Origin of the sequence: Shewanella sp. HL-SH2 (assembly GCF_051164935.1) — a bacterium.
Classification (GTDB): Bacteria; Pseudomonadota; Gammaproteobacteria; order Enterobacterales; family Shewanellaceae; genus Shewanella; species Shewanella glacialimarina.
Window position 1 is genome coordinate 1741149 of the sequence record NZ_CP195035.1, and the last position, 17277, is coordinate 1758425.

Sequence of the window (17277 nt, forward strand, 5' to 3'; positions counted from 1 at the left end):
TTTCACTCAGGCGAATCAACAGCCTGAGTGTTTATCGTCTAAATGATCACTGTTTTGATTTGTCGAATCGTCCTTGCTTTGGTACAATGTCTCCCCGTCCTAGTGCTTTCTTACAAGCACGTATTTTTTCCAACACATTTTCTCAGGTTCAGCATGACTACAAGGTATATCTTCGTTACTGGTGGCGTTGTTTCATCACTAGGTAAAGGCATTGCAGCAGCATCATTAGCGGCAATTTTAGAGGCCCGCGGCCTCAGTGTAACCATTATGAAACTGGACCCATACATCAACGTTGATCCGGGTACAATGAGCCCGACTCAGCACGGTGAAGTGTTCGTGACTGAAGATGGTGCGGAAACTGACTTAGACTTAGGTCATTATGAACGCTTCATTCGTACAAAAATGAATCGTCGTAATAACTTCACCACTGGCAGTATTTACGAAGAAGTACTTCGCAAAGAGCGCCGCGGTGATTATTTAGGGGCAACCATTCAGGTTATTCCTCATATTACTAATGCGATTAAAGAAAAAGTGATTGCTGGTGGCGAAGGTCATGATGTTGCGATTGTTGAAATTGGCGGCACAGTAGGTGATATCGAATCATTACCTTTTCTTGAGTCTATCCGTCAATTAGGTGCAGAACTTGGACGTGAGCGTACCTTATTTATCCATTTAACCTTAGTGCCATTCTTAGGTGCTGCAGGTGAAATTAAAACTAAGCCAACTCAGCATTCTGTTAAAGAATTACGCTCAATTGGTATTGCCCCTGACGTACTTATTTGTCGTGGCGATCGTGCTGTTCCTGCCAACGAAAAAGCGAAAATTTCGTTATTCTGTAATGTGGAAGAACGTGCGGTTATTTCATTAAAAGACGTTGATAGTATTTACAAAATTCCAGCACTGTTACGTTCACAAGGCTTAGATGATATTGTGATAAAACGTTTCAATATTGAATGTGCTGATGCTGATTTATCTGAGTGGGAAAACGTTATCTACCAAGAAGCTAATCCAAATGGTGAAGTAACCATTGGTATGGTTGGTAAGTACACTGAATTACCTGATGCTTATAAGTCTGTTAATGAAGCACTTAAGCATGCCGGTCTTAAAACGCGTGTTTGCGTCAATATTAAGTATATTGATTCACAAACCGTTGAAGCTAAAGGCACTGAAGTACTACAAGGCTTAGATGGTATTCTTGTTCCTGGTGGATTTGGTGAACGTGGTATTGAAGGTAAAATTTTAGCGGCGCAGTATGCACGTGAAAATAATCTACCTTATTTTGGTATTTGTTTAGGCATGCAAGTTGCGTTAATTGAATTCGCCCGCAATGTGGCTAATCTTGCTGATGCACATTCGACTGAGTTCAACAAAAATACACCTTATCCTGTTGTTGGTTTAATTACCGAATGGATCAATGAAGACGGTGATGTAGAGCAACGTCATGAAGAATCTGATTTAGGCGGCACCATGCGTTTAGGTGCACAACTTTGTCATTTACTTGAAGGATCGAAAGCTGCCGAAGCCTACAAAGGTGTTTCTTGTGTAGAACGTCATCGCCATCGTTATGAAGTGAATAACAATTACGTTGAGCGTTTAGAGAAAGCAGGTTTAGTATTTAGTGGACTGTCTTCTGACCGTAAGTTAGTTGAAATGATTGAATTACCAGATCATCCTTGGTTTGTTGCTGGTCAATTCCATCCTGAATTTACCTCAACACCTCGTGATGGGCACCCATTATTTGAAGGCTTTATTGCTGCTTCCTTTGCTTATCAGAAAAAAGATTTAAACTAATATCTATAAGCCGCTGACATAACATCAGCGGCTTTTTTTATACTATTTATTTGCTCGCAATATGCGCTAGATCGACTTGTGACAAAATTGATAGTTGCCGCTGAACCGAATTAGATTTATCCTAGTGTTCACGGATTTAAATTACCAAATTGAAAGTTAATACCAATAATAAGTTGTTAATTGAAGCTTAACCGGGTTTTTATTGGTGTTAATTTTTTATTTTATTTAAAACTTTCAGTATTACTGACATTATTTACGAGGGTATTATGGCTAACATTATTAACGTCATCGGTCGCGAAATCATGGATTCACGCGGTAATCCAACTGTTGAAGCCGAAGTGCATTTAGAAGGCGGTTTTATTGGTATGGCCGCTGCGCCATCTGGTGCCTCTACGGGTAGCCGTGAAGCATTAGAACTGCGTGACGGTGACAAATCTCGTTACTTAGGCAAAGGTGTATTAAAAGCAGTTGCTGCTGTTAATGGTCCAATTGCACAAGCACTTAAAGGCAAAGATGCATTGGCTCAAGCACAGCTTGACCAAATTATGATTGACTTAGATGGTACTGAAAATAAAGCAAAATTTGGCGCAAACGCTATTTTAGCTGTTTCTTTAGCAGTCGCAAAAGCGGCTGCAGCCGCTAAAGGTGTTCCTTTATATGCTCACATTGCTGATTTAAACGGTACTCCTGGTGTTTATTCTATGCCTCTGCCTATGATGAACATCATCAATGGTGGCGAACATGCTGATAACAGCGTTGATATCCAAGAGTTTATGATCCAGCCTGTTGGCGCTGCGACCTTCCGTGAAGGTTTACGTATGGGCGCAGAAGTATTCCACAGCCTAGCTAAAGTATTAAAAGCGGCTGGTCATTCAACTGCGGTAGGTGATGAAGGTGGTTTTGCACCAAACCTTGAGTCAAATGAAGCAGCCCTTGTTGCAATCAAAGAAGCGATTGCCAACGCAGGTTATGAGTTAGGTAAAGATATCACTTTAGCGATGGATTGTGCGGCATCTGAGTTCTACGACAAAGAAGCCAACATTTACGATCTTAAAGGTGAAGGTAAGAAATTTACTTCTGAAGAATTTAACTTCTTCTTACAAGGCCTTACTGAACGTTACCCAATCGTATCTATTGAAGATGGTTTAGACGAGTCTGACTGGGAAGGCTTTGCTCACCAAACTAAATTAATGGGCGATAAAATCCAATTAGTGGGTGACGATTTATTCGTTACCAATACTAAGATCCTTAAGCGCGGTATCGACAATGGTATTGCTAACTCAATCTTGATCAAGTTTAACCAAATTGGTTCTTTGACTGAGACGTTAGCTGCAATCAAAATGGCTAAAGATGCTGGTTTTACAGTTGTTATCTCTCACCGCAGTGGCGAGACAGAAGATTCAACAATTGCCGATCTTGCTGTGGGCACAGCCGCTGGACAAATCAAAACAGGTTCTCTAAGCCGTAGTGATCGTGTTGCCAAATATAACCAATTACTGCGTATCGAAGAAGCGCTAGGTTCAAAAGCACCTTATAACGGTCTTAAAGAAGTTAAAGGCCAAGGTTAATATTTTGCTTTGTTGATTAAAAAGGCCACCACTCGGTGGCCTTTTTTGTTGTATCATAAGCTTATTCATCATTTCGGATAATTTGCTTAGCTACCATGAAGAAACTTTTATTCGCACTAACGGCTTTGTTAGCGCTACTCCAATTAAGATTATGGATGGGCGAGAATAACTTATCTGAATATTTTCTGCTTCAAACACAAATTCAAGCACAACAAGATAGCAACGCCAAGTTGATTGCTCGAAATCAAATTCTTAAAGCGGAAATTATCGATCTTAAAAGTGGCACTGAAGCGATTGAAGAACGCGCTCGTAACGAATTAGGCCTTGTAAAAGAAGGTGAAACTTTTTATCGCGTAGTTGCTGCTGAATTACGCGATCGAAATAGTTTGGGTCAATAATTTCATGACAACTCCTATTACTCATATTGTAGCAATTGTACCTGCTGCTGGTATCGGCAGCCGCATGGGGGCAGATATTCCTAAGCAATATTTAACCTTAGGTGATCAAACCATTTTGGCGCACACTTTAACGCGCTTATTATCTCATCCAGCCATTGATAAAGTGATTGTCGCTTTACATCCTCAAGACACTTTTTTCGCAAGTTTACCCCAAGCATTAGATCCTAAGTTGGTGCAAGTGCTTGGCGGCGGAGAGCGTGCTGATTCGGTATTAGCCGCACTTGAAGAAGCAGATTTAGAGGCATGGGCATTAGTCCACGATGCTGCAAGGCCGTGTATCACTCACAAAGATATTGATAAGCTAGTTAATGCCATAGATGAGTTCCCGCAAGGGGCAATTTTAGCCGCTCCAGTAAGAGATACGATGAAGCGCTCAAATGCTGATGGTACTATTCAACACACTGTCGACAGGGTTCAATTATGGCATGCATTAACACCGCAGTTGTTTCCAGTATTAACCTTAAAACAAAACCTTAAACACGCATTGCAGGCTAAAGCCACAATTACAGATGAAGCCAGTGCCATGGAATGGGCTGGTATTTGGCCGGGTTTAGTACCGGGACGAATTGATAATATCAAAATTACTCATCCCGATGATTTACAGCTGGCACAACTTTTTCTGCAGCAGCAATCAATATCAAAATAGACAGGATAACAAAATGAAAATGCGTATTGGTCATGGTTTTGATGTGCATAAATTTGGTGCAGATAAGCCACTTATTCTTGGTGGTGTGATTGTGCCATATGAAACAGGTCTTATTGCACATTCAGATGGCGATGTAATTTTACATGCTGTCAGTGATGCTATTTTAGGGGCGATGGCATTGGGTGATATAGGCAAACACTTTCCCGATACCGATGCCGAGTATGCAGGTGCCGATAGCCGTGTATTGCTTCGTCATTGTTATGAGTTAGCGTTGAAAAAGGGTTACAAAATCGGTAACTTGGACGTGACTGTGATTGCACAGGCCCCGAAAATGGCGCCTCATATCGAAGCTATTCGACAGTGTTTAGCACTCGATTTGCAAACACCCATCGACGATATTAACGTCAAAGCAACTACCACAGAAAAGTTAGGTTTTACTGGACGTAAAGAAGGCATAGCTGTTGAATCTGTTGTATTAATGATACAGAAATAGGAATAATAAAAATGATAACTGATCTGTATTATTTATATGGAAAACCAACCAGTACCGCTGACTTACGTACTCATAATAGTGATTTCATCGTAGAGGAGATTCTCCCTTTTTCACCTACTGGTGAGGGTGAGCACCATATGCTGCATATTCGCAAAGATGGCCTCAATACTGGGCATGTGGCTGAAGTGCTGGCGAAATTTGCTAAAGTTCATCCAAAAGAAGTGACTTATGCGGGTCAAAAAGACAAAAATGCCCAAACTGAACAGTGGTTTGGTATTCGTATTCCTGGAAAAGAAACACCCGATTGGCAACAGCTTAACAGTGACCAACTGACTATTTTATCCAGTGCGCGTCACGGTAAAAAACTGCGTATTGGTGCCCTACTGGGTAATCGTTTTACCCTAACGCTGCGTAATGTGACTAACATCGACGCCCTGCAACAAAGGTTTAATCAAATTGCAGCCCTTGGAGTGCCTAATTATTTTGGCGAGCAACGCTTTGGTCATAATGGTAAAAATTTAGATCAAGGTAGGCAAATGCTGTCGGGTGCGCGTAAAGTGCACGATAGATCGAAGAAAAGCATGTACTTATCTGCGGTGCGATCATACATATTTAACCAGGTTGCCTCTTACCGTCTTCAGCATCATCTGCTCAAGCCTTTAGCTGGAGATTGCGTCATGTTAGCGGGCAGCAAGAGTTATTTTGTCGCCGAGCAGTGGGATGAATTACTACTGAAACGTTTAGAGGAAGAGGATATTGGTTTTTCAGTCCCATTATGGGGGCGAGGGCAGCCGCTTGCTTTAACTGAAGCCGCCGCTATGGAAGCTTTAGCTATAGAAGCTTTCGCGGATGATTTACACGGGCTTGAAAACGCTGGCCTTAGCCAAGAGCGGCGTTTGTTATTATTAAAGCCCCAGGCAATGAAATTGCGGGTTGATGGTGATGTTTGCACTATTGAGTTTATGTTACCTGCCGGAAGCTATGCGACTTCGGTATTACGTGAGTTAGTCGACTACCAAGATATCAAAGATGAACAGTGGAAAACCATGGTTGCAGATCAGCAAGTGCAAGCCATCTCGTAAGCTTAATGACTAAATGGATGAATCAACTCAAATGATCAATATTCTTGTCAGTAACGACGATGGTGTTAATGCACCTGGAATAATTGCATTAAGTGATGCGCTTAACGCGTTCGCAAAGGTGTTAACTGTAGCTCCCGACAGAAATTGTTCCGGTGCAAGTAACTCGTTAACCTTAACTAACCCATTAAGAATAAATGAGTTAGTTAATGGGTATGTTTCAGTTAATGGTACACCAACTGATTGTGTCCATTTAGCCATTAGGCAATTATGCAAAGTTGAACCTGATATTGTCGTATCGGGCATTAATGCCGGTGCGAATATGGGAGATGATACTTTATATTCAGGCACCGTTGCAGCGGCGATGGAAGGGCGTTTTTTAGGACTACCCGCAATTGCCATTTCATTAGTAGGTAAAAATTTGCAGCATTATCAAAGCGCTGCTGATTATGCTGCCAGAATAGTTAAAAATTTACTCACGCATCCTATTGAATCTAATCAAATTTTAAATGTAAATGTACCTGATTTACCGCTTGAGCAAATTAAGGGCATTAAAGTCACCCGTCTTGGCGCCCGCCATAAAGCCGAAGGAATGGTTAAAACCCAAGACCCTGCAGGCAAGGATATATATTGGCTTGGCCCAGTCGGCGCTGAGCAAGATTCTGGTGAGGGAACCGATTTTGGTGCTGTTGCCGATGGATACGTTTCGATCACGCCATTGACTGTTGATTTAACGGCTTATAATCAATTAACAAAGTTAGCTGACTGGGTAACGAAAATATGACAGGAGTTTCATCTGCGCGAGCAGTAAATTTAGCTAAAAAACTGGCTGAGTCGGGGATTAAGTCACCAGCAATACTTGATGCTGTAGCCAATACACCACGAGAATTATTTCTTGATAACGCACTTGCGCATAAAGCTTATGAGAATACCGCTTTACCTATCGGGCAAGGCCAAACAATATCACAGCCTTATATTGTCGCAAGAATGACCGAGCTATTATTGCAGACCAAACCACAACGAGTGTTAGAGATCGGCACAGGCTCAGGTTATCAAGCCGCGGTGTTAGCGCAGTTAGTGCCAGAGCTTTGCACTATAGAACGTATTAAGTCTTTGCAAATTCAAGCAAGGCAAAGATTAAAAAAGTTAGATCTTCATAACGTTTCTTTTAAGTATGGTGATGGTTGGAAAGGATGGAGTAATCGCGGTCCATTTAATGGCATTATGGTGACTGCCGCCGCCGCGAGTGTGCCGCAAGCGTTATTAGAGCAACTTGCAGAAGGAGGGGTATTAATTATTCCTGTGGGTGACGATACCCAACAATTGCTGAAAATAACCCGCCTTGGGGATGAATTTACATCTCAAGTGATTGAAGCGGTCAAATTTGTGCCATTAGTTAATGGCGATCTAGCATAAGTTTATCTTTGTGCTATTCAGCTTAAAGGATTGTATTTGATGTGTTCGCTTTTGCTTCGACTTTTCGTATTATCGATAATTGTATCTGGATGTAGCTTTCAGGCGAGTCAGCCTGCGCCAGTTGAAAATATTTCATCTAATACTTATAACCCCAAATATGATCGCGGTTCATTGGCCAATTCTGCCTATATAGTTAAAAAAGGTGACACTCTTTACTCTATTTCTTGGGGTGCTGGGCGTAATTTCACCGAAGTCGCAAGACTGAACAATCTTAAGATGCCTTATACTATTTACCCAGGCCAGAAGATTGAATTAACGAATTTGTCAGTAAATAGTACGGCAAAAAATAATAACTATAATACATCAGTTGTAACATCTCAGGCTGCAACATTACCTTACTCAGGTCCGAATTTGAGTAAAGATTCTAATTTCGATCGACAGCAAACCCGCATAGAGCCTAGCCAAACAGTAAATGTGACAACAGTGAAAAAAGATCTTGATCACAAAGCTAAGCCTGCGTATTCTGTAACAACTACCCAACATAAAATTAACCAAACTGAAAGTTCACTGATAGCAGATTTACCCAGTAAGGTGCAGAAGTGGTACTGGCCCGTAAAAGGAAAAATAGTAGGTTATTTCTCTTCTAGCGAGCAAGGCAATCAAGGAATAAAGATTGCAGGAAACCGTGGCGATATTATACAAGCTGCGGCAGATGGGAGAGTCGTTTACGCAGGAGATGCGTTACGTGGATACGGAAACTTAGTGATTATCAAACATAACGATGAATATCTAAGTGCCTATGCACACGCCGACAGGATTCTGGTTAAAGAAAAGCAATATGTTAGCGCAGGCCAAACAGTTGCAAAAATGGGCAGTACCGGGGCAAACCAAGTGATGCTACATTTTGAAATTCGCCATCATGGTAAGTCAGTAAACCCATTACGATATCTACCTAAGCAATAATTGTTTAGTCACATAAATAACGGAGGATGATCAAGTGTAGATTTTAAACATCACAATTAAGGTTTGGGAGAGCAATTATGAGCCAGAAAAAAAGTACTGCCATAGCAGAACAATCTGTTGATCAAGCTAAAGAACCACAAGACGTTGTAACTACTGATACGTTAGTTCAACAATTAGACATTGAAGAAAAAGTCCAAGATGACTTACACAAAAATTTAGATGCCACTCAATTATATTTAGGTGAAATTGGTTTTTCGCCACTGCTTACCGCAGAGGAAGAAGTATTCTTTTCACGTAAAGCCCTCAAGGGTTGCGCAAAATCTCGTAACCGAATGATCGAAAGTAATCTTCGCCTCGTCGTTAAAATCGCCCGAAGATATAATAATCGCGGTTTAGCCTTACTTGACCTGATTGAAGAAGGTAACCTAGGACTGATCCGAGCGGTTGAAAAATTTGATCCTGAACGTGGTTTCCGTTTTTCAACTTATGCGACTTGGTGGATCCGTCAGACCATCGAGCGTGCCATCATGAATCAAACGCGCACTATTCGCTTACCTATTCATGTTGTAAAAGAATTAAATGTTTACCTTCGCACCGCTAGACAACTTGCGCAAAAATTAGATCATGAGCCAACCGCTGAAGAAATCGCTGAAAAATTAGATGTCTCTACCGGTGATGTAAGCAGAATGCTTAAGCTCAATGAGCGTATCACCTCAGTAGATATGCCCATTGGTGGTGACAATGATAGTGCCTTACTCGATGTGATTGCCGATGATGATTCCGTAGGGCCTGATCACCGCGTTCAAGATGAAGATTTATCTAATTCGATAGTCGGTTGGTTAAACGAATTAAATACTAAACAACGTGAAGTGCTTGCCCGCCGATTTGGTTTATTGGGTTACGAGCCATCAACACTTGAAAATGTCGGTGCCGAAATTGGCTTAACCCGGGAAAGAGTGCGCCAAATTCAAGTTGAAGCATTAAAACGTCTTAAGGATATATTAGGTCAGCAAGGCCTGTCAGTTGAAGCGCTTTTTCAAGATTAATTTGTTTGCAGAGAGTGATAATACCTCAAAACGCCATATGATATCTCATATGGCGTTTTAGTTTTATATAGACTTAGCTAATTGCTTTAATTGATATAAATAATCTAGCGCTTGTTTGGGGGTTAACTCGTCTGGATTAATAAATGCTAATTTCTCAGCCAGAGGGGAGTAATCAATTTGTGGCATACTTAAGCTCATTTGTGCCGATGTATTAAGATTAATATCCATTTTATCATCGCGACTTTCTAATTGATGCAGTTTATGTTTAGCAGCACTGATCACCTGCAGAGGAATACCTGCTAAAGCTGCAACCTGCAGACCGTAACTTTTACTCGCAGCACCATCTTGTACAGCATGCATAAAGGCGATCGTATCTTGATGTTCAATGGCATCCAGATGGACATTAACCACGCCATCGATTAATTCTGGCAATTGTGTCAGCTCAAAATAATGAGTTGCAAATAAGGTCAGAGCCCCCACTTTTTGGGCAAGATATTCAGCAGCTGACCAGGCTAGAGATAAACCATCATAAGTCGATGTCCCCCGACCAATTTCATCCATTAATACTAAACTTTGCTTGCTGGCATTATGAAGAATATTAGCCGTTTCGGTCATTTCAACCATAAAGGTTGACCGCCCTGATGCTAGGTCATCAGAGGCACCAATACGGGTGAAAATACGATCTATATGACCAACTTTTGCACTTTGTGCTGGCACAAAACAACCGATATGAGCCATCAAGGTGATTAGCGCGACTTGACGCATATAGGTTGATTTACCGCCCATGTTAGGTCCGGTTACAATCAGCATTTTTCGCGCAGGTGATAGATTTACAGGGTTGGCAATAAAGGGTTTTTGACTGACCTTTTCGACCACAGGATGGCGTCCTGCTTCAATAGTAATTCCAATATCATTGGTCATTGTAGGGCAATGATAGGATAAGGTTTCAGCTCGTTCTGCAAAGTTACTGATTACATCAAGTTCGGCAGCCGCGTTGGCAAATTGTTGTAGCTCATGAAGTTTAGGTAGCAGTAGGTCAAACAGCTCTTCCCAAAGACGTTTTTCTAATGCGAGCGCTTTACCTTGGCTTGAAAGTACTTTTTCTTCGTGTTCTTTAAGCTCGGGGGTGATGTAACGCTCTGTACCTTTTAATGTTTGTCGGCGTTGATAATGAATAGGAACACGATCTGCTTGTAGTCGACTCACTTCAATGTAATAGCCATGAACGCGGTTATAACCAACCTTCAAAGTATTTATACCAGTTTGCTGCTTCTCGCGTGCTTCCATTTCAGCCAGGTAATCAGTGGCTCCTTCACTTAATCTACGCCATTCGTCTAACTCAGTGTTATAACCATCTTTGATTACACCGCCATCACGGATTAATACCGGTGGGTTATCAATAATTGCCCGTGTCAGTAAATCATGTTCATTTGGAAACTCACCTAATAGGGTAGCCAAATTAGTCATCTGTGGCTGTTGGCAGATTTGCAGTGTTTGTTTAATTTCTGGCAATAAGCCTAATGCTTGTTTAAGTCGAGCAAAGTCACGTGGGCGGGCACTTCTTAATGCCAAACGTGCCATTATTCGTTCTATATCGCCAAGCGATTTCAGTTGTTCATGTAAAACAGGGTACAAATCCTGTTCGATTAATTCTTGCACCGCATTATGGCGTTGGGTTATCAGTTTACGATCACGCAGTGGTTGGTGGATCCAACGTTGTAGCATGCGACTCCCCATGGGGGTTGCCGTATTATCTAATACCCATGAAAGCGTGTTTTCACGTCCGCCTGAAAGATTCTGGGTTAGCTCTAGGTTTCGTCTAGTGGCAGCATCTAAAATAATCGAGTCAGCTTGATTAAAACGTACAATTGAATTGATATGTGGCAATGCTGTTTTTTGAGTGTCTTTAACATATTGCATCAAACAGCCGGCCGCTTGTAGTGCTAAACGAGCATCGTTGATGCCAAAGCCATGCAAGTCTTTCGTGCCAAATTGAGTTAATAATAAATTGACACAGGTGTCGTAATCAAACTCCCATTCAGGTCTACGGCGAATCCCTTTTAAGTGATTGATGAGTATCATGTCAGTGAAGTCTTCACTGTAAAGTAATTCCGCTGGTCGTGTACGTTGGATCTCTGCTTCTAGTGCTTCTCTTGAATCTAATTCTGAAATAACAAAACGGCCAGAAGAGATATCTAATGTGGCAAAGCCGTAACCGACTTTACCCTGGTAAAGCGCGGCTAATAAATTATCCTGACGCTCTTGTAATAAGGCTTCATCTGTCAATGTTCCCGGGGTGACGATACGTACAACTTGGCGATCAACTGGGCCCTTTGAAGTCGCGGGATCGCCAATCTGCTCACATATCGCGACCGATTGACCTATTTGTACTAACTTAGCCAAATAGCCCTCTACCGCATGGTAAGGCAGGCCAGCCATTGGGATCGGGTCACCACCGCTTTTACCCCGTGCAGTTAATGAAATACCAAGCATTTCAGAGGCTTTTTTAGCATCATCATAAAATAGTTCATAGAAATCCCCCATTCTATAGAACAACAGCATGTCAGGATGAGCGGCTTTCATTGTCAAATATTGACGCATCATCGGAGTATGTTTTTCTAAATCTAAGCTAACAATTTCAGTCATGGGCTGTGTAATACTCTTTTTGTTCATCTGTGGTAATTCATTAAGCATTCGGGGAATTAGCATGGGATTTTTATAGCGGCTAATCTTAACAAAATTTGCCCCTGTTGGAGAAATACAAATTCATTATATTGACGTGAAATTACTAAATTTATGATTTTATTGATAAATAAAAAAAAGTAACCTCAGGGCTTGATACTGTATGACTATACAGTATACTGAACAACATATTGAGATGAGTGACGATATTAACGACACTTACAAACTAAATTATACACAGCAATTTTACCATTAATTGTGAACAAAGTTATTGCCTGGAAGGGGTTTGAAAATGAAGGTTGATCCAAATAAAGAGAAAGCACTTGCCGCAGTGTTAAGCCAAATTGAAAAGCAATTCGGTAAAGGCTCTATCATGAAGTTGGGCGAAGACCGTACCATGGATGTAGAAACTATTTCTACCGGCTCACTTTCATTGGACATCGCGTTGGGCGCAGGTGGACTACCAATGGGACGTATTGTTGAAATCTACGGCCCAGAATCATCAGGTAAAACAACACTAACCTTAGAAGTTATTGCCGCAGCACAACGTGAAGGTAAAACATGTGCCTTTATTGATGCTGAGCATGCACTTGATCCTATCTATGCTAAAAAACTAGGCGTAGATATTGATAACTTATTATGTTCACAACCAGATACAGGTGAACAAGCATTAGAAATATGTGATGCTTTAACTCGCTCAGGTGCGGTAGACGTTATTGTTGTCGATTCTGTTGCTGCGTTAACACCAAAAGCTGAAATTGAAGGTGAAATTGGTGATTCGCATATGGGCTTAGCGGCACGTATGATGAGCCAAGCTATGCGTAAACTTGCAGGTAACCTTAAGCAATCAAATACTTTGCTTATTTTTATTAACCAAATTCGTATGAAAATTGGGGTAATGTTTGGTAGCCCTGAAACGACAACCGGTGGTAATGCACTTAAGTTTTATGCTTCAGTTCGTTTAGATATTCGCCGCACTGGCGCGATTAAAGATGGTGATGAAGTCGTCGGTAACGAAACCCGTGTTAAAGTGGTTAAAAACAAAATTGCAGCACCATTTAAGCAAGCTGAATTCCAAATCCTTTACGGTCAAGGTATTAACCGTACTGGTGAACTCGTGGACTTAGGTGTTGCACATAAGCTTGTTGATAAAGCGGGTGCTTGGTACAGTTATAAAGGCGAAAAAATTGGTCAAGGCCGTGCTAATGCCGGTAAATTCTTAACCGAAAATCCAGCGATTGCACAAGAGATTGATAAGACATTACGTGAAATGTTGCTTGGTTCTGGAACAGGTACCGCAGCAGCATCATCTACAGATGAAAATATTGATTTAGAAACCGGTGAAGTTTTCTAAATAAGATTTATCCTAGCAATTAATGTGTCGATTTAAGTCGCGGTGCGTATTTTACGTATCGCGACTTTTTTATGCTTCAGTTAAAAAACACTCTGTTGTTATCCTTGCTATACTGACTAGACTTACCCGCCACTAACTAGATAACTAACTAGATAACTAACTAGATAACTAACTAGATAACTAACTAAATCAATTGAAATTTTATTCTTTTAGTAGATTGGTACGCTAGCCACAGAACAATAACAAACCAAATAAAATAGCCTCTAGTTCATCCGATATAACATTATTCTTTATCAAAACTGTCCACCACAATGGCGCCCATCGATGCCGGCATAGTAATGACTATTATCCGTTTTAACGATGTTAATGGGTCTACCCAAAAGGGTAATTTGTCTAAACAAAATAGCACTAATGCAACCACTAATGCTGTCATTAGATAAGCGATAACAATACGGAAAATAAACACTAATTTTCTTGAGCTAATATTATTTTGAAAGACACTTTGATAGGTATATAGCCCTAGAAAAATAACCGATAATAAAAAAAGCATTAATAAATTGAAAAAAGGGAGGGTTTCACCTAATCGCCACGCTTCCTCTGAAAACGAAATCGGGACCGCAAGCGCAAATGCGCCGACAAAAATTTGGCTGGCATCTTCGCCATTAAAGCTAAACTTCATTACTTTTCCTTTTTAAAACATTCTGGTTTGCATAACAAACCCTAAGTTAAAGCCTAGATGTAATACTAGCTGTAATATATGAAGGACTGTTTAACTACAAATTACCTTAAAGCGAGTGTTTACGCACCTATATTCAGATTGATAGCTAATTGAGAAGATTGTTAATCTTATGCCACAGCACTCATATTTTGCGATAAGCTAATCGAATATTGTTCAGATGATAATCGCCTTACTCATCTCGCATTTTTGCGTAAATTCAGTATATAATGCCCTCATTTACTGGCTTGTATAGCAAGCTAGACACTTTTGTATTCTCTATATCAGGACGCATCCATGTTTCAGACCACTGCAGAGTTAAGAAGTGCTTTTTTAAAGTACTTTGAAGATAACGGACATCAAGTTTTAGACAGTAGTTCGCTGGTTCCAACTAACGACCCAACACTGCTATTTACCAATGCCGGCATGAACCAATTTAAAGATGTGTTCTTGGGGATGGATAAACGCAGCTACACTCGTGCGACGACATCACAGCGCTGTGTTCGAGCCGGTGGTAAGCATAATGATTTAGATAACGTGGGTTATACCGCACGTCACCATACTTTTTTTGAAATGCTAGGTAATTTTAGTTTTGGTGATTACTTCAAAGAAGAAGCGATCCGTTTTGCGTGGACCTTTTTAACTGAAACATTGAAACTACCAAAAGATCGTTTATGCGTGACCATTTATGAAACCGATGATCAAGCGTTTGAACTGTGGAACAACAAAATTGGCGTAGCTGCTGAGAATATTATCCGCATCGGCGATAACAAAGGTGGGGCTTATGCGTCAGATAATTTCTGGCAAATGGGTGATACCGGTCCTTGTGGTCCATGTTCTGAAATTTTCTATGACCATGGCGATCATATTTGGGGAGGACGTCCTGGTTCACCTGAAGAAGATGGCGATCGTTTTATCGAGATTTGGAACATCGTATTTATGCAATATAACCGTCAAGCAGACGGTGAGATGTTACCTTTGCCTAAGCCGTCGGTAGATACCGGCATGGGAATTGAGCGTATTGCAGCTATCATGCAGGGAGTACATTCAAATTATGAAATTGATATCTTTAAGCAACTTATTGCTAAAACAGCTGAAATAATTAACGTTACTGATTTAGAAAATAAATCATTACGCGTAATAGCTGATCATATTCGTTCTTGCTCTTTCCTGATTGCGGATGGTGTTTTACCTTCTAATGAAGGCCGTGGTTATGTACTGCGTCGTATTATTCGCCGCGCAGTACGTCATGGTAATAAGCTTGGCGCTACGGATGCGTTTTTCTATAAGCTTGTGCCTACCTTAATCAACGTTATGGGTGATGCAGCTAAAGGCCTAGCTGCAATGCAAGCGATTGTTGAAAAAGCCTTAAAAGCTGAAGAAGAGCAATTTGCCCGCACGTTAGAGCGTGGTTTGGGGCTGCTTGATAACGCGCTTAATAGCTTATCTGGCAAGGTGCTTGATGGTGACACCGCATTTAAACTTTACGATACCTACGGCTTCCCTGTGGATTTGACCGCAGACGTGTGCCGTGAGCGTGACATTACTGTCGATGAAGTTGGTTTTGAAGCGGCAATGGCTGAGCAACGAAGCCGTGCGCAAGCTGCTGGTAACTTTGGTACTGATTACAACAAGCAATTGATTATTGATAAGCAAACCGCATTTTGTGGTTATCAAGGCTTAACCGGTGATGCGACCGTAGTTGCTTTGTATATCGATGGTAATGAAGTGAGCGAAGTAACAGCTGGTCAGGAAGCTGTGCTGGTACTCGATAACACACCTTTCTACGCAGAGTCTGGTGGACAAGTTGGTGACCAAGGTGTGCTAAGTACACAAGGCGTTAGCTTTGAGGTGCATGATACACAGAAATTTGGCCAGGCAACGGGCCATCAGGGAAAACTGACTCAGGGCACAATCAAAGTTGGTGCTAATTTAACGGCTTTAGTCGATAACAACTTGCGCAAGAGCACTGAACTTAACCATTCAGTGACTCACTTACTTCATGCTGCACTTCGTCAAGTATTAGGCAGTCATGTGACTCAAAAAGGCTCCTTAGTTAATCCTGAGCGTCTACGTTTTGACTTCTCACATTTTGAAGGTGTCAAGCCGGCTGAAATTAAAGAGATTGAGGAGTTAGTTAATACTCAAATTCGTCTAAATCATCAATTAAATACCCAAGAAATGGGTATAGATGAAGCCAAAGAAAAAGGCGCAATGGCGTTATTTGGCGAGAAGTATGATGCACAAGTGCGTGTTGTTACCATGGGTGACTTCTCTATTGAGTTATGTGGCGGTACGCACGTAGGTCGTACGGGTGACATTGGTTTATTTAAATTAACCTCTGAGAGCGGCATTGCAGCAGGTGTGCGTCGTATTGAAGCTGTTACAGGTGCTGCTGCATTGGCGTATGTGGCAGATCAACAAGCCCAGTTAGAAGAAGCCGCTGTGTTACTTAAGTCAGACAGTGCTTCTGTTATCACTAAATTAAAAGCGCAGCTAGATAAAGTGAAACAGCTTGAAAAAGATTTATCGCAAATGAAAGATAAGCTTGCCGCTGCAGCAAGTGCTGATTTAGCAGGTGATGCTATTGAGATAAATGGTATTAAAGTCCTAGTGAAAAAGCTTGAAGGTGTTGATGCTGGATCATTACGTGGTTTGCAAGATGAGCTTAAGCAAAAGTTAAAGTCTGCCGTTATCGTATTAGGTGTTGCCACAGAAGGTAAAGTTAATTTGATTGCGGGTGTCAGTAATGATTTAACCAAGCAAATTAAAGCCGGTGAGTTGGTGGCTATGATTGCCCAGCAAGTCGGCGGTAAAGGCGGTGGACGCCCAGATATGGCACAAGCGGGCGGTACTCAGCCTGAGAACTTAGATGCCGCATTAGCTTTAGTGTTACCTTGGTTGACTGAACGCTTAGGCTAAACAATAGCCGTGAACGAAAAATAATACTTAAATCAAGTCTTAAAGCAGGGTTATTACACTTTAAGACTTGAGTGTCATTGACACTTTTGGCATAGTTAACATAGTTTTGCTGCTGGTCACTATCACAGCGCGGTTAACTTAACA

Annotated in this window: 14 protein-coding genes; 12 read left to right on the forward strand and 2 right to left on the reverse strand. The window is 41.3% G+C overall.

The window, feature by feature from the left end; all coding sequences use genetic code 11:
• Window positions 1-153: 153 nt before the first annotated feature.
• The 10 genes from ACRWP9_RS07560 to rpoS all read left to right on the forward strand — a co-directional run bounded on the left by ACRWP9_RS07560 (window position 154) and on the right by rpoS (window position 9460).
• Window positions 154-1791 carry a CTP synthase gene (locus ACRWP9_RS07560; RefSeq protein ID WP_434928596.1) on the forward strand — a complete coding sequence of 546 codons (1638 nt, stop codon included), beginning with the start codon at window positions 154-156 and terminating at the stop codon, window positions 1789-1791.
• A gap of 266 nt (window positions 1792-2057) precedes the next feature.
• Window positions 2058-3359, forward strand: coding sequence for a phosphopyruvate hydratase (eno, locus tag ACRWP9_RS07565; RefSeq protein ID WP_434928597.1), 1302 nt, complete (start codon window positions 2058-2060; stop codon window positions 3357-3359).
• Window positions 3360-3454: 95 nt separating this feature from the next.
• Complete coding sequence (gene ftsB / locus ACRWP9_RS07570) at window positions 3455-3757, forward strand: cell division protein FtsB (protein WP_434928598.1); 303 nt, start codon at window positions 3455-3457, stop codon at window positions 3755-3757.
• A 4-nt stretch (window positions 3758-3761) separates the two neighbouring features.
• Window positions 3762-4463, forward strand: a complete 702-nt coding sequence (gene ispD, locus ACRWP9_RS07575; protein ID WP_434928599.1) for a 2-C-methyl-D-erythritol 4-phosphate cytidylyltransferase — start codon at window positions 3762-3764, stop codon at window positions 4461-4463.
• A 13-nt stretch (window positions 4464-4476) separates the two neighbouring features.
• On the forward strand, window positions 4477-4956 hold the full coding sequence (gene ispF, locus ACRWP9_RS07580; RefSeq protein WP_434928600.1) for a 2-C-methyl-D-erythritol 2,4-cyclodiphosphate synthase: 480 nt from the start codon (window positions 4477-4479) through the stop codon (window positions 4954-4956).
• 14 nt (window positions 4957-4970) lie between these two features.
• Entirely contained in the window at window positions 4971-6038 is a 1068-nt protein-coding gene (truD, locus tag ACRWP9_RS07585) for a tRNA pseudouridine(13) synthase TruD (RefSeq protein ID WP_434928964.1), read from the forward strand.
• Between the two features lie 31 nt (window positions 6039-6069).
• On the forward strand, window positions 6070-6819 hold the full coding sequence (surE, locus tag ACRWP9_RS07590; protein ID WP_434928966.1) for a 5'/3'-nucleotidase SurE: 750 nt from the start codon (window positions 6070-6072) through the stop codon (window positions 6817-6819).
• Window positions 6816-7451: a protein-L-isoaspartate(D-aspartate) O-methyltransferase gene (locus ACRWP9_RS07595; RefSeq protein ID WP_434928601.1), complete on the forward strand. Its 636-nt coding sequence runs from the start codon at window positions 6816-6818 to the stop codon at window positions 7449-7451. The genes surE and ACRWP9_RS07595 overlap by 4 nt, the downstream gene beginning before the upstream one ends.
• A 39-nt stretch (window positions 7452-7490) precedes the next feature.
• Window positions 7491-8414, forward strand: a complete 924-nt coding sequence (locus ACRWP9_RS07600; RefSeq protein WP_434928602.1) for a peptidoglycan DD-metalloendopeptidase family protein — start codon at window positions 7491-7493, stop codon at window positions 8412-8414.
• Window positions 8415-8491: 77 nt separating this feature from the next.
• The gene (gene rpoS / locus ACRWP9_RS07605) at window positions 8492-9460 is read left to right on the forward strand and encodes an RNA polymerase sigma factor RpoS (protein WP_434928603.1); all 969 of its coding nucleotides are present in this window, start codon (window positions 8492-8494) and stop codon (window positions 9458-9460) included.
• 63 nt (window positions 9461-9523) lie between these two features.
• Here rpoS and mutS read toward each other — a convergent pair whose 3' ends face one another.
• Window positions 9524-12106 carry a DNA mismatch repair protein MutS gene (gene mutS, locus ACRWP9_RS07610; protein ID WP_434928604.1) on the reverse strand — a complete coding sequence of 861 codons (2583 nt, stop codon included), beginning with the start codon at window positions 12104-12106 and terminating at the stop codon, window positions 9524-9526.
• 328 nt (window positions 12107-12434) lie between these two features.
• On the opposite strand from mutS, the gene recA reads away from it, so the two are divergent.
• The gene (gene recA / locus ACRWP9_RS07615; protein ID WP_434928605.1) at window positions 12435-13496 is read left to right on the forward strand and encodes a recombinase RecA; all 1062 of its coding nucleotides are present in this window, start codon (window positions 12435-12437) and stop codon (window positions 13494-13496) included.
• 283 nt (window positions 13497-13779) lie between these two features.
• Here recA and ACRWP9_RS07620 read toward each other — a convergent pair whose 3' ends face one another.
• Window positions 13780-14175 carry a DUF2391 family protein gene (locus ACRWP9_RS07620; RefSeq protein ID WP_226410647.1) on the reverse strand — a complete coding sequence of 132 codons (396 nt, stop codon included), beginning with the start codon at window positions 14173-14175 and terminating at the stop codon, window positions 13780-13782.
• Window positions 14176-14508: 333 nt separating this feature from the next.
• Between ACRWP9_RS07620 and alaS the strand changes: the two genes are divergently transcribed.
• Window positions 14509-17133: an alanine--tRNA ligase gene (gene alaS / locus ACRWP9_RS07625; protein ID WP_434928606.1), complete on the forward strand. Its 2625-nt coding sequence runs from the start codon at window positions 14509-14511 to the stop codon at window positions 17131-17133.
• Window positions 17134-17277: the final 144 nt, after the last annotated feature.